General features: G+C 71.8%; 9 protein-coding genes. 2 read left to right on the top strand and 7 right to left on the bottom strand.

Annotation, left to right across the window (positions count from 1 at the left end; genetic code table 11):
* Window positions 1–21 precede the first annotated feature (21 nt).
* A complete protein-coding gene (locus tag FB455_RS08810; RefSeq protein WP_145752845.1) occupies window positions 22–5085 on the top strand; it encodes an NAD-glutamate dehydrogenase in 5064 nt (1687 codons plus the stop codon).
* A gap of 64 nt (window positions 5086–5149) precedes the next feature.
* Here FB455_RS08810 and FB455_RS08805 read toward each other — a convergent pair whose 3' ends face one another.
* Both FB455_RS08805 and FB455_RS08800 read right to left on the bottom strand, forming a co-directional pair.
* A complete protein-coding gene (locus tag FB455_RS08805) occupies window positions 5150–5929 on the bottom strand; it encodes a class F sortase (protein ID WP_145753062.1) in 780 nt (259 codons plus the stop codon).
* Between the two features lie 79 nt (window positions 5930–6008).
* Window positions 6009–7247 (bottom strand): hypothetical protein, encoded by a 1239-nt coding sequence (locus tag FB455_RS08800; RefSeq protein ID WP_486481514.1) that lies wholly within the window; start codon window positions 7245–7247, stop codon window positions 6009–6011.
* A 648-nt stretch (window positions 7248–7895) separates the two neighbouring features.
* On the opposite strand from FB455_RS08800, the gene FB455_RS08795 reads away from it, so the two are divergent.
* Window positions 7896–9704, top strand: a complete 1809-nt coding sequence (locus tag FB455_RS08795) for a glycoside hydrolase family 6 protein (protein ID WP_013288188.1) — start codon at window positions 7896–7898, stop codon at window positions 9702–9704.
* Window positions 9705–9812: 108 nt separating this feature from the next.
* Here the strand turns inward: FB455_RS08795 and FB455_RS08790 are convergent, their stop codons facing one another.
* The 5 genes from FB455_RS08790 to FB455_RS08770 all read right to left on the bottom strand — a co-directional run bounded on the left by FB455_RS08790 (window position 9813) and on the right by FB455_RS08770 (window position 14085).
* Window positions 9813–10196, bottom strand: a complete 384-nt coding sequence (locus FB455_RS08790; RefSeq protein WP_013288187.1) for a hypothetical protein — start codon at window positions 10194–10196, stop codon at window positions 9813–9815.
* Between the two features lie 74 nt (window positions 10197–10270).
* Complete coding sequence (locus FB455_RS08785) at window positions 10271–10594, bottom strand: hypothetical protein (protein WP_013288186.1); 324 nt, start codon at window positions 10592–10594, stop codon at window positions 10271–10273.
* A gap of 17 nt (window positions 10595–10611) precedes the next feature.
* Entirely contained in the window at window positions 10612–12270 is a 1659-nt protein-coding gene (locus tag FB455_RS08780; protein WP_013288185.1) for a sodium:solute symporter family protein, read from the bottom strand.
* 125 nt (window positions 12271–12395) lie between these two features.
* Window positions 12396–13472, bottom strand: a complete 1077-nt coding sequence (locus tag FB455_RS08775; RefSeq protein ID WP_145752841.1) for a hypothetical protein — start codon at window positions 13470–13472, stop codon at window positions 12396–12398.
* 13 nt (window positions 13473–13485) lie between these two features.
* The gene (locus tag FB455_RS08770) at window positions 13486–14085 is read right to left on the bottom strand and encodes a hypothetical protein (protein ID WP_013288183.1); all 600 of its coding nucleotides are present in this window, start codon (window positions 14083–14085) and stop codon (window positions 13486–13488) included.
* Window positions 14086–14281: the final 196 nt, after the last annotated feature.

Below are 14281 nucleotides of genomic sequence, written 5' to 3'. Positions count from 1 at the left end.
GGGTCGAGGGGAGTGGCACCGATGGACCGGCGTCCGGCGATCAAACCGGGACCCGACCTCCGGCAGGCTGACACCGGCCGGGACGACGACAGCTTCGATTCGGCGACCGACGGAGACGGTTTCAGCCGTCTCGACACAGGAGTGACCGGGATGACCGGTTCCAGCATCGACACCCTCTACGACCTGGGCCTGCCTGCGCAGGCACTGGCCGACGAGTCGGAGGACGCCGAGCTGGACGAGCCCGTTCCCAACGCGGAGCGGCTGGTCGCCCAGGCGGTCGCGCTGGCAGGCGACGACCACGACGCGGCCACACTCGTGGACCGCTTCTGGCGGTTCGCGCCGGACGAGGAGCTGATCGGCTTCACCGCCGAGGAGATGCTGGAGGCGGCCCGGGCCCACCGGGACCTGGCCCAGCAGCGGGTGCCGGGCGAGCTGAAGCTCCGCATCCACGAGCCGGACGCCGAGCAGCACCACACGGTCGTGGAGATCGTCACCGACGACATGCCGTTCCTGGTCGACTCGGTGACCGCCCTGCTGAACTCCCGCCACCTGGACGTGCACCTGCTCGTGCACCCGCTGGTCGTGGTGCGGCGCGAGCCGCTGGGCCGGCTCACCGAGGTGTCGGCGGACGTGGAGCCGGACGACGCGATCGCCGGTGACCTGGTCGAGAGCTGGATGCGGATCGAGATCGACCCGGTCCGCGACCCGGCCGAGCGGGAGACGTTGCGGCGCGAGTTGCAGCGGGTGCTCACCGACGTGCGCGAGGCGGTCGAGGACTGGCCGAAGATGCGACAGCGGGCCCTCGCGCTCGCCGACGAGCTGGCCGCCGCCCGGACGTCGGACAACCGCCCGCCGGTGCCGGAGAAGGACATCACCGACTCGGTGGAGCTGCTGCGCTGGCTGGCGCACGACCACTTCACGTTCCTCGGCTACCGGGAGTACCGGCTGGTCGACACCGACGGCGCGCGCGGCGGGCAGGCCCTGGAGGCGGTGCTCGGCACCGGGCTGGGCATCCTGCGCTCCGACTCGCCGGAGGCCCGGTCGCTGAACTCGATGACGCCCGAGGCGCACGAGAAGGTGCTGGAGAAGCGCCTGCTCATCATCACCAAGGCCAACTCGCGTGCCACTGTGCACCGCTCGGCGTACCTCGACTACATCGGCTTCAAGATCTTCAACGAGGCCGGTGAGGTGGTCGGGGAGCGGCGCTTCCTGGGCCTGTTCTCCACCGCCGCGTACCGGACCAGCGTGCAGGAGTTGCCCGTGGTCCGGCGCAAGGTCGCCGAGGTGCTCGACCGCTCGGGCCTGAGCCTGCGCAGCCACTCCGGCAAGGACCTGTTGCAGATCCTGGAGACCTACCCGCGCGACGAGCTGTTCCAGATCAAGACCGACGACCTCTACCACGCGGTGATCGGCGTGCTGCGGATGGCGGGTCGCCGGCAGCTGCGGGTGTTCCTGCGCCGCGACGCGTACGGGCGGTTCATCTCCTGCCTGATCTACCTGCCGCGGGACCGGTTCACCACGCAGAACCGGCTGCGCATGCAGGACATCCTGCTGCGTGAGCTGAACGGCGTCGGCGTCGACTACACCACGCGGGTGACCGAGTCGATGCTGGCCCGGGTGCACTTCATCGTGCGTACCGACCCGAACAACCCGCCCGGCGACATCGACGCCGACCTGCTCGCCGAGGAGCTGGCCGACGCGACCCGCCTCTGGGACGACGACTACCGGCTGGTGCTGGAACGCAAGCTCGGCGACGAGCAGGCCAAGCACCTGTTCGCCCGGTACGCCGACGCGTTCCCGGAGGGCTACAAGGACGGGCACACGCCGTACGAGGCGATGAAGGACCTGGCGAAGCTGGAGCTGCTGGAGGAGCCCGGCCAGCTGGAGATGCACCTGTTCCGCAAGCAGGCGCCGCCGCGTCCGTACGCGGCCCGCGCCGCCGACGCCGACGAGGCGATGGACGTGCGGTTCAAGGTCTACCGGTACGGCGAGCCGATGATGCTCTCCGCCGTGCTGCCGGTGCTGCACTCGCTCGGCGTGAAGGTGGTCGACGAGCACCCGTACGAGGTGGAGCGCGTCGACGGCCGGATCTGGCTCTACGACTTCGGTCTGGAGCTGCCCGAGCGGCACCAGGACCTGGCCGAGGTGCGTCCGCACGTGGAGAACGCCTTCGCCGCCGCCTGGCGGGGCGAGGCCGAGGTGGACGGCTTCAACGAGCTGGTGCTCCGGGCCGGGCTCACCTGGCGGCAGGTCGTCGTGCTGCGCGCGTACGCGAAGTACCTGCGGCAGGCCGGCACCGTGTTCTCCCAGGAGTACATGGAGCAGACGTTCATCGCGTACCCGCAGATCGCGGAACTGCTGGTGAAGCTGTTCGAGACCCGGTTCGCCCCGGGCGCCATCACGCTCGACGAGCGGCGGCAGCGCAGCGGCGAACTGGTCGACGCGATCGGCGAGGCGCTGGACGAGGTGGCCAGCCTCGACCAGGACCGCATCCTGCGGTCGTACCTGACGTTGATCCAGGCCACGCTGCGTACCAGCTTCTACCAGAAGCCGGTGGGCGGGCGGCCCAAGGCGTACGTGGCGTTCAAGCTGGACCCGCAGGCCATCCCGGACCTGCCGGCGCCGCGGCCCAAGTTCGAGATCTTCGTCTACTCGCCCCGGTTCGAGGGCGTGCACCTGCGCTACGGGCCGGTGGCCCGAGGCGGCCTGCGCTGGTCCGACCGGCGTGAGGACTTCCGGACCGAGGTGCTCGGCCTGGTCAAGGCGCAGATGGTGAAGAACGCCGTGATCGTGCCGGTCGGCGCCAAGGGCGGCTTCGTGCTCAAGCAGAAGCCGGGTGACCGGGACGAGGCGGTGATCTGCTACAAGGAGTTCATCTCCGCGCTGCTCGACGTCACGGACAACATCGTCAGCGGCGAGATCGTGCCGCCCGAGGACGTGGTCCGGCACGACGGCGACGACCCGTACCTGGTGGTGGCCGCCGACAAGGGCACGGCGACGTTCTCCGACATCGCCAACGAGATCTCCGAGGCGCACAGCTTCTGGCTGGGCGACGCGTTCGCCTCCGGCGGCTCGGCCGGCTACGACCACAAGAAGATGGGCATCACCGCCCGGGGCGCCTGGGAGTCGGTCAAGCGGCACTTCCGGGAGCTGGGGCACGACACCCAGACGCAGGACTTCACTGTGGTCGGCGTCGGCGACATGTCCGGTGACGTGTTCGGCAACGGGATGCTGCTGTCGCGGCACATCCGGCTGGTGGCCGCGTTCGACCACAGGCACATCTTCCTCGACCCGGACCCGGACTCGGCCCGGTCGTGGGAGGAGCGCAAGCGGCTGTTCGACATGCCGCGCTCGTCGTGGGAGGACTACGACCGCGAGCTGATCTCCGAAGGCGGCGGCGTCTACCCGCGTACGGCGAAGTCGGTGCCGGTTTCGCCGCAGGTCCGCGCGGTGCTCGGCCTCGACGAGGACGTCACGCAGATCAGCCCGCAGGAGCTGATGAAGGCGATCCTCACCGCGCCGGTCGACCTGTTCTGGAACGGCGGCATCGGCACCTACGTCAAGGCGTCCAGCCAGACCAACGCCGAGGTGGGGGACAAGTCCAACGACGCCATCCGGGTGGACGGCAAGAGCCTGCGCTGCCGGGTGGTCGGCGAGGGCGGCAACCTGGGCTTCACCCAGCAGGGCCGGATCGAGTACGCCTCGACCGGCGGCCGCATCTACACCGACTTCATCGACAACGCGGCCGGTGTGGACTGCTCCGACCACGAGGTCAACATCAAGATCCTGCTCAACACGGCCGTGGCCGACGGCGAGCTGGACCGGCCGGAGCGCGACGAGCTGCTGGCCCAGATGACCGACGAGGTCGCCGAGCTGGTGCTGCGGGACAACTACGACCAGGCGCGGGCGCTCAACAACGCCCAGGCCCAGGCCGCCTCGCTGCTCCCGGTGCACCGGCGGATGATCAACGAGCTGGAGCGGTCCGGCGCGCTGAACCGGTCGCTGGAGGCGTTGCCGTCGGACGAGGAACTGGCGGTCCGCACCGAGAGCGGCCTGACCGCGCCGGAGTTCGCGGTGCTGCTCGCGTACGTCAAGATCGTGCTGGAGCGCGAGATCGTCGGCGAGGGCCTGGCGGACGAGGAGTGGACGACCGACGTCCTGGTCAACTACTTCCCGACGCCGCTGCGGCAGCGCTTCGCCGAGCGGATGGGCCGGCACCGGCTGCGCCGGGACATCGTCACCACCGTCCTCGTCAACGAGGCGATCAACCGGGGCGGCATCTCGTTCGTCTTCCGGGTGGTCGAGGAGACGGCGGCGTCGGCTGCGGACGTGCTCCGGGCGTACGTGGTGGTCCGCGAGGTGTTCGGCCTGCGCGACCTGTGGGACGCGGTCGAGGCGCTGGACAACAAGGTCTCGCCCGAGTTGCAGACGGCCGTCTACCTGGACACCCGGCGGCTGCTCGACCGCGCGGTGCGCTGGCTGGTCACCAACCGGCGCTCGCCGATCGACGTGCCGGCGGAGATCGCCCGGCTGCGCGACGGTGTGGCCCGGCTCCTGCCGGACCTGGAGAACCGGTTCTGGGGCACCGAGCGGGAGGCCATCGCGGCGCACATCGAGTCGCTGGTCGAGCGCGGGCTGCCGCGTGACCTGGCCGAGCAGGCGACCCGCCTGATGTACAGCTTCGGCCTGCTGGACATCGTGGAGACGGCGCAGGGCACCGGGCGGGACGTGAGCGAGGTGGCCTCGGTCTACTTCGTGCTCTCCGACCGGTTCCGGGTCGACGCGTTGCTGTCGAAGATCTCCCTGCTGCCCCGCGAGGACCGGTGGCAGACGCTGGCCCGGATGGCGCTGCGCTACGACCTGTACGCCGCGCTGGCCGCGCTCACCGCCGAGGTGCTCGGGTCCACGCCGGAGGACGTGCCGCCGGTGGAGCGGGTGCAGGAGTGGGAGCAGGCGAACGCCACCTCGATCCACCGGGCGCACCGGGCGATGGGGGAGTTCGACGAGTCCCGCGCCGACCTGTCCGCGCTGTCGGTGCTGCTGCGCCAGATCCGTACCCTGGTCCGGACCTCGGCGGCGGCCTGACCGCTGACGCACGAGTGGCCCGGTGGTCGGTTCCCCGACCACCGGGCCACTGCCGTTCCCGCCCTCAGCTGGTCATCGGGGCGTAGACGACGATGTTGTTCAGGTAGCTCCCGGCCGTCTTGTCGAACACCCCGCCGCAGGTCACCACGCGCAGGGCCGGGACGTCCGACGGACCGTAGACCTGCGCGGCGGGAAAGGCGGTCTTCGGGTACGACGCGACCTCCCGCACGGTGAACGTGGCGGACGAGCCGTCCTGCCGGGCGACCACTATCGTGTCGCCCGCCACCAGCGCGCCGAGGTTGAAGAACACCGCCGGGCCGAGCTGGGCGGAGTCGACGTGACCGACGATCACCGCGTTGCCGGCCTCGCCCGGGCTGGCGCCGGGGGAGTACCAGCCGGCGTTCATGGCCTGGTCCAGCGGGGGCACCTGGACCGTGCCGTCCGGGTTCGTGCCGAGCGACATGATCGGCGCCTGCACCCCGATGCGGGGGATCGAGATGGTGACCGGCGCCGACCGGGGAAGTGGAGCCGGGGCGGCGCCCGTCGTGTCCGGGGTGCCCGGGACGGCTGCGGCGCCCGGGGTGGCGCCGGGTGCGCCGGTCAGTGGGCCCGGCGTCGCCGGGCCGCCCCCGGCGGCGTCCGCTGCCGGCTGGCCGGTGCCGCCCGGTGTGGACTGGCCGGTGGTGCCCGGTGCGGGTTGGCCCTCGGCGTCCGGGTCGGCGTAGGCGCCGGGGGGATCGCTCAGCGGGTCGGTGGTGACGGGAGCCGCCTGCGAGATCGGCTGCGGTGGGGACGGTGTCGGGGCGGTCCGTACGGACGCGCCGATCAGACCGGCCCCGGCCATGGCGAGCAGGACGACGACGGCCGCGCCGGCGGCACGCCACGGACTTCCGTGACGGCCGCCGGCCCGGGTCGTCGTCCGGTCAGACCAGGCCACCGGCCCGCCGCCGACGCAGCAGCACCAGGCCGCCCAGCGCCGCGGCGCCGATCATGCCCGCGCCACCGGTGGCGAGGTTGCGGTCCACGCCGGTGGTCGTCATGCCACCGTCGCCGCCGTCGACCCCACCGCGCGGCAGGACCACCAGCTCGCCCTCACCGCAGGTGCCCCGCAGCTCGTACCGGCCCGGCCGGGCGTCGTGCGACACGGTGGCCTCGCCGTAGTAGACGAAGTCCTTCCCGTGCTCCCACTCGTCCTTGCCGTAGTCGCGCTCGGCGTCCTTGCCGTAGTCGCCCTTGTCCTCCTGCCAGGCGCCTCCGCTCGCCTGCCAGTCGTCCTTGCCGCCCTGCCAGTCGTCCTTGCCGCCCTGCCAGTCGTCCTTGCCGTCCTGCCAGGAGCCGTGCTCGTCCTTGCCGTCCTTGCCCTTGTCGTCCGGCCGGCCGCCACGGTCGTCCTTGCCGTGCTCGTCCTTGGCGTCCTTGCCGTACCGGTCCTTGCCGTCGGGGCCGTGCTCGTCCTTGGTCCAGTCCGGCGCGCCCGCCTTCTCCTTCTCCCAGCCCGGCTCGGCGTCCTGGCCGTACTCGTCGTGCCCCTGCCAGTCGCCCGGGTCGACGGCCGCGCCGGCGCCCGCGCCACCCGGCTGCGGCTGCCCTTCCGGCTGGCCGGCGGGCGGCTGGGGCTGGTTCGCCGGAGGCTGCGGCATGCCGTCGCCACCCGGCCCGTTCCCGCCCGGCCCGTCGCCACCCGGGCCGTTGCCACCGGGGCCGTTCCCACCCGGACCGCTGCCGCCGGGGCCGTTGCCGTCCGGGCCGTGCCCCTCCCCGCCCGGCTCGCCGCGGCCGTCCGGGCCCTTGCCGTGCTCGTCCTTGCCGTGGTCGTCCTTGCCGTGGTCGTCCTTGCCGTCCGGGCCCTTGTCGTCCCAGCCCCAGTCCTGGTCGCCGCCCCAGTCGCCGCCGCGGTCGGCCCAGTCGCCGTGCTCGCCGTCGCGGGCCGGGTGCAGGTCGACCTTGCCGGTCACCTTCGACCAGACGGTGGCGTGCTTCTGCGGCTCGGAGCAGATCGCGAGCAGCTCGACGGTGTCCCCCGCCTTCACCACGTGGGGCTTGGCGATGACCTTGCCCTCGTCGTGCCCGCCCGCGTAGGCCATTCCCGGGGTGAACGCGAGAAGGCCGGCTCCGCCGAGGGCGGCGCCCGCGACCACCTTCCCGAGCATCTTCTTAGCCATGACCAGCGTCTCCATCCCTGTTCGTCCTGAGCCCGACGTCAGTCGAGCTAAGGCTGACGTTAGACCTTTTCGCGACTTATCCGGGGAAAGATTCGCTTTTAGGGATTTGCCGGTGATGTGGCCCCGGCGCGTGCTGCCCGACCGGTAGCGCCGATCAGGCTCTCCACGGCGGTCCCGCGACGCCGGTCCCACTCGTGCTGTCGGCGCCCCTCCGCGCGGTCCGCGTACCGAGTGGAACGTCATGGGTGTCTCCGGGTCGTTTTGACACCCATGACGTTCCACCCGAGCTGAAGGGCGCCGGTGGGCGGCGGGGAGTGGGGGTGTGGTGGCGCCGGGCGCCGGTAGGGTGGGCGGCAGGCGTATCGAGCCATTGCCATGGAAGCGCTCCCATGCGAGAATCGCTGCACGCGGTTCGGGGAGCCACACCGCGAGCTCAGACGTCGAGGGCAGCCGGCACCACCGGCCGACGTCCGGCTCCATCGGCCGGTCCTGCGGACCGGTCGGCACCACCACCCCCACAACGCCCGTCCGGGTCGGGCGTCCCCCGAAGAAACCCGTGGCGCGCACGGTCGTTCCCGCAGGACGACTGCCGCCGCCATTTGCGCCGGGCCGTACGCGGATCCGGTCTCGCCCAAGGAGATCAGTGGCATGAATCTGTGGAGAAGGCTGTCCGGCCGGAACCGGACGCTCGCGCTCACCGGCGCCGGCGTCCTGGTAGCCGGTGGACTGGTGACCCTCCCGGTCACCGCGGCGCAGGCCGCCACCCAGTGCAGCGTGACGTACACGACCAGCGACTGGCCCGGTGGATTCACCGGCACCGTGACCATCAAGAACATCGGTGACGCGCTCAGCTCGTGGAACCTCGGCTTCACCTTCCCGAACAGCTCGCAGCGGGTGGTGAACGGCTGGTCCGCGAGGTGGTCCCAGAGCGGCCAGAACGTCACCGCGCAGAACGAGTCGTACAACGGGTCGCTCGCCAGCGGCGCCAGCACCACCATCGGCTTCAACGGCTCCTGGAGCGGCAGCAACCCGAAGCCGACCCAGTTCACGCTCAACGGCACTGTGTGCAACGGCGGCACGCCGTCCACCAGCACGCCGCCGACGAGCACGCCGCCGACCAGCACGCCGCCCACGAGCACGCCGCCGACGTCGACCCCGCCGACCTCGACGCCGCCGACGAGCACCCCGCCGCCCGGGCAGCGGGTCGACAACCCGTACGTCGGTGTGAAGGGGTACGTGAACCCCGAGTGGAAGGCCAAGGCCGAATCGGTGTCCGGCGGCAGCCGGGTGTCGAACAACCCGACCGCGGTCTGGATCGACCGGATCGCCGCCATCAACGGCACGCCGGACAGCAGCTCCAACGGCGCGATGGGCGTCCGTGACCACCTGGACGCCGCGCTCGCCCAGGGCGCCGGCTACATCCAGTTCGTCATCTACAACCTGCCCGGCCGGGACTGCGCAGCGCTGGCCTCCAACGGCGAGCTGGGCCCGGACGAGCTGCCCCGCTACAAGGCCGAGTACATCGACCCGATCGCCGCGATCCAGGGTGACTCGAAGTACCGGAACCTGCGCATCGTCAACATCATCGAGATCGACTCGCTGCCCAACCTGGTGACCAACACCTCGGGCAACCCGGGCGGCACGGTCATGTGCGACACGGTGAAGGCCAACGGCGCGTACGTGAACGGTGTCGGCTACGCCCTGGCGAAGCTGGGCGCGATCGGCAACGTCTACAACTACATCGACGCCGCCCACCACGGCTGGATCGGCTGGGACAGCAACTTCGGCCCGGTCGCCGACCAGCTCAAGGCCGCCGCCGTCGCGTCCGGCAGCACCGTCGCCAACGTGCAGGGCTTCATCGTCAACACGGCGAACTACTCCGCCCTGAAGGAGCCGTACGTCAAGGTCACCGACTCGGTGAACGGCCAGACGGTCCGGCAGTCCAAGTGGATCGACTGGAACCAGTACGTCGACGAGCTGTCGTTCGCCCAGGCGTTCCGGCAGAAGCTGGTCTCGGTCGGCTTCGACAGCAACATCGGCATGCTGATCGACACCTCCCGTAACGGTTGGGGCGGCTCCGCCCGGCCCACCGGCCCGGGCCCCATGACCAGCGTGGACGCCTACGTCGACGGCGGCCGGGTCGACCGGCGCATTCACGCCGGCAACTGGTGCAACCAGGCCGGCGCGGGTCTCGGCGAGCGGCCGCGGGCCAACCCGGAGACCGGGATCGACGCCTACGTCTGGGTGAAGCCCCCGGGTGAGTCGGACGGCTCCAGCAAGGAGATCCCGAACAACGAGGGCAAGGGCTTCGACCGGATGTGCGACCCGACCTACACCGGTAACGCCCGCAACGGCAACAGCATGTCCGGCGCCCTGCCGGACGCGCCGATCTCCGGCGCGTGGTTCCCGGCCCAGTTCCAGCAGCTCATGCAGAACGCGTACCCGCCGCTCTCCTGAGCCGCGGTGAGGGCCACCCGCGGCGGCGGGAGTGAGGCACCGCCGCACGGGTTCCCCGGGCCCCTGGTCGACGCCCACGTCGGCCAGGGGCCCTCGGCCGTTCCGGTGTCAGGGAACGGTGCGCTCGATCGCCGCCCGGCCCAGCTCGGCCAGGTCGCGGCGGGCCCGCTCCAGGTTCTCCGGCGTCACGTCCTGACCCCGGGCCTGCACCAGGTCCTCCGGATCCCAGGGCTGCTCGGCGCCGGTGCGGATGTCGTCCGGGGCGGCGCCGGTACCGGTGCCGGTCGCGCCGGTCCCGGCCGCGTACGGGTCACCGATGAGGTTCGGCGACCCGGTGTCCGGCACCGCGCCGTCGGGCTCGGTGAAGGTCGGGTTGTCCGGGTCGGTGCCGTCGTTGCGCAACTGGGGCACCGTGCTGTCGTCGTCCACCGCCGCGGCCACCTCGGGGGTCTCCTCCAGCGGCCGCTCGCCACCGCGGTCACGATCGGTCATGCTGCTGCCCTCCTGTCCCTTCGCGTGATCCCCGTGGCCTACCCGGTGCGGGCCGCGCCATGCGGGCGGAGGGGTCAGGACTCGTCGCGGTGCGGCTCCGGCGTCTCGGTCGGGCGCAGCCGCTGCCACAGCAGCATCAGCAGGCCGAACACCAGCATCGCCGCGCCGGCCCACAGGTTGATCCGGACGCCCTGCGCCTTGTCGATCTCGGCGGACGTGTCGAACAGCCCCATCAGGCCGACGATCAGCCCGTACACCACGAACAGGCCGCCGATGACCCGGCGGATGTCGAACAGCCGGGCCGCGGCGGAGCGTTCCTCCCGGGCGTCCTCGGTCTCGTCGACCAGCGGGTCGTGCGCCTCGCCGCCCTGGTAGTGGCGGTCCGCGTTGTCTGCCATGGCGTGCGTCCCCTCCTTCAGAAGACCGGGATGTAGAACAGGGCGGCGAGGATCACGGCGACGACGCCGAGCAGCACCGGGGAGCGGTACCAGGCGGTGTCGCCGGCCAGCGAGTCGTCGGCGAGCGTGGTGTCGCTGAGGCCGTACACCAGCCCGGTCAGCTGGTCGTCGGTCTTCGGCCGGGTCAGCGGCGTGACGATCGCGGCCACCACAGCGACCGTGGCGAAGGCCAGGCCCGCGCCCCAGAAGCTCTCCTCCAGGTCGGAGTTGAAGCTGATCACGCCGCCCTTGTAGAGCAGGTACGTGGCGGTGGCGACGACAGTGCCGGACAGCAGCGACCAGAACCCGGCCAGCGGCGTCATCCGCCGCCAGAACATGCCGATGATGAACGTGCCGAACAGCGGCGCGTTGAAGACCGAGAACAGCGCCTGGATGTAGTTCATGATGTTGCTGAACCCGGCCGCGATGAACGCGGTGCCGATGCCGATGACCACGGCGCCGACGGTGGCGATCCGGCCCACCTTCACGTAGTGCTCGTCCGGCAGGTCCCGCCGGAAGTACGCCTGCCAGATGTCGTACGTGAAGACGGTGTTGAACCCGCTGACGTTCGCCGCCATGCCGGCCATGAACGAGGCCACCAGGCCGGTGACCGCGATACCGAGGACGCCGTTGGGCAGCAGGTCGCGCATGAGCAGCGGGATCGCGTTGTTGTAGACCAGGTCGCCCTCGTCGGCGCCCAGCCCTTTCACGGTGACCAGGGCGATCAGGCCGGGGATCACGGTGACCGCCGGGATGAGCAGCTTCGGGTACGCGGCGATGATCGGCGTACGCCGGGCGGCGCTCATGTTCCGTGCGGACAGGGCGCGCTGCACCTCGGCGAAGTTGGTGGTCCAGTAGCCGAAGGAGAGCACGAAGCCCAGGCCGAACACGATGCCCAGCCAGTGCGCGCCGAGCGGGTTGCCGGTGCTGCCGGTGCCCTCCCAGGCGTGCAGTCCGGCCTCGCCGAGTCTGGAGTCGCGGACCGCGTCCATCAGGCCGCTGACGCCGCCGACCTTGACCAGCCCGATCACCGTGATCGGCACCAGACCGGCGATGATCACGAAGAACTGGAGCACCTCGTTGTAGATCGCGCCGGAGAGCCCGCCGACGGTGATGTACGCCAGCACGATCACCGCACCGACGATGATCGCGAACCAGAGCGGCCAGCCCAGCAGCGCCTGCATGATCAGGGCCAGCGCGTAGAGGTTCACGCCCGCGATGAGCACCTGCGCGACAGCGAAGCTGATCGCGTTGAGCAGGTGGGTGGGGCGGTTGAAGCGCAGCCGCAGGTACTCGGGGACGCTGCGGACCTTGGAGCCGTAGTAGAACGGCATCATCACGATGCCGAGGAAGACCATCGCCGGCACGGCGCCGATCCAGTAGTAGTGCACCGTCATGATGCCGTACTGGGCGCCGTTGGCGGCCATGCCGATGATCTCCAGCGCGCCCAGGTTGGCCGAGACGAACGCCAGGCCGGTGACCCAGGCGGGGAGCGAGCGGCCGGAGAGGAAGAAGTCCACGCTGGTACGGATCGCGCGCCGGGCGGCGAAACCGACGCCGAGCACCGTGACGAAGTAGAGCGCCAGGATCAGATAGTCCAGGGCGTTCATGTTCAACCGCAGGCCGCCGCCGCCCATGCCCGTGCTCCCCTCGTGTGCACCGCTGCCCGCACCTACCCGGATTGCGAGGTTTCATACCTGCTGTTCGGTCCGGGTACGCGGAAGCCCCGGCCGGTCACCGGCCGGGGCTTCGTGGCGGTTCCTCAGCGGCCCAGCACGCGGTCCAGGAAGTCGCGGTAGCCGCGTACGGCCACCCGGAGCTGCTCGGTGTCGGTGGAGCCGGACTCCTGCCAGGCGCCGAGCCGGGTGCGCTGCTCCCGCAGGGCGGTGGAGAGCGCCTCGATCGCCTCCTCGACCAGCGACTCCGCCTCGCCGACCGCGGCGCGCGGGTCGTCCACGAAGCGAAGCTGCACGTCGCGCCAGCGGTCCCGGAAACCCTGCGCGGCCTCCGGCGCGAACAGCGTCGCCGCGTCGGCGGGTACCGCGCCGGGCGTGGGCCGCTCCGCGCCGGACAGCGCCGTGCCGGCCGCGCCGGCGGCTGCCGCGCCCGCCGCAGCGGTGGCGGTGTCGGTGTCCACCCGGTCGTGCCGCCGGTCGGCGCCGTCGGCCGCGGGGACGGCCTCGGCGTCCGGGTCGACCAGGCCGGGCTCGGCGCTGCCGTACCCGACCGCGCCGTCGGCGACCGCGTCGTCCCGGCGGACGCCGTCGACCACGCGGTCGTCCCGGGCCACGTCGTCGCCGGTTCGGTCGTCCCGGCCGTCGCCGTCGGTGTGCTCGGCGTCCCAGCGGTCGCGGTCGTGCAGGCGGTCCCCGGCCGTCGGGTCGGCCCGCTCGTCGTCCAGCGGGTCGGTACGTCCCGGCGCGCCGTCGCCCGGCGCCGCGGTGTCCTCGTCGCGCGCGTCGCGCTCGTCCTGCGGGCGACCGCCCGCCAGGGCCGAGGCGGCGACCGCGTCGCCCACCGTGGCCGCCCCGAACGCCGTCGGCAGCGGCGCCGGCTCGTGGTACGGGGCCCGCCCGTCGTCGTCGGTCCGGTCGGCCGCGTCGCGCAGCTCCCCGGCGTCGTAGGCGCGGGTCTCGTCGACCTCGGCGTCGCGCCGCTCGTCGGCGACCGCCGGGTCGTCGAAGGTGCCCCGGTCGTCCAGTGCGTCCTCGGGTACGTCGGCCCGGTCGGCGTCGCGCCGGCCGGCGTCGGTGTGCTCACCCGGCTGCGGCACCGGCACCGGTGCGGACCGGACGGCCTCGGGGTGGTCCTGCGTGACCTGCTGTTCCTCCTGGCGCATGGCGGCGGCCTCCTCAGCGGCTCGGGACGTCGTGGTCGTGGTCGGGGTGGCGCTGCTCCGGCTGCTGCGTGGACGTGGGCACCGGCTCCTCGCCGAGCAGGTCGGCGAAGAGAGCTCGGTAGTGCACGAGCGCCTGCCGGAGGTCCTCGGTGCCGGCCTCACCGCGCTCGTTGCGCTGCCGGATCTCGTGGGCGTCGCGGTAGTGGGTGAGGGTGCGGGCGTGCTCGACGGAGAGGTGGGCGATCTGGTCCGAGAAGTCCCCGGTGGGGTATCCGCGCTCGGCGATCAGGCGGCTCACCAGCTCGTCGGCCTCGCCGACGGTCTCCGCGGGGGAGTCGACGAAGCGCACCTGGAGTTCCTCCCAGGCGGCGGCGTAGCGGGCCCGGGACTCCGGGCTCAGCGGGGTCAGCTCCAGCTCGGCGTGCCGGCGCTCGCGTTCCCGCAGCTCACGCTCGGCGGCGCTGCGGCTGTCCTGCTCGGCGACGACCCGGTCGTACTCGGGGCCGAAGCGCTCGCGCAGCGCCCGGCGGCGGCTGGCGACCACGGCGACCGCGACGAGCGCGGCGATGACGGCGACGACGATGACTATGACGACTACCTGGGTGGACGACATGGCTCCTCCTTCGCACGCTGGTATTCCCTCGCGCGGGTGATCGCCAATCCCGTTGTGCCGTACTTTCCGCCCCGGCCGGGAAAAGGCGCGATGTCGCGACCGCCGTCCGGTGCCGGGCCGATGTCCGACTGAGGCCCTCCTGCCCGTCTCGGACCGTAGCGAGAGCCGAGACGGCCGGTAGTGCATCCGCCCCGGA

Source organism: Micromonospora sp. CNZ296 (assembly GCF_007827635.1).
This window is presented reverse-complemented; position numbering and strand designations above follow the sequence as displayed.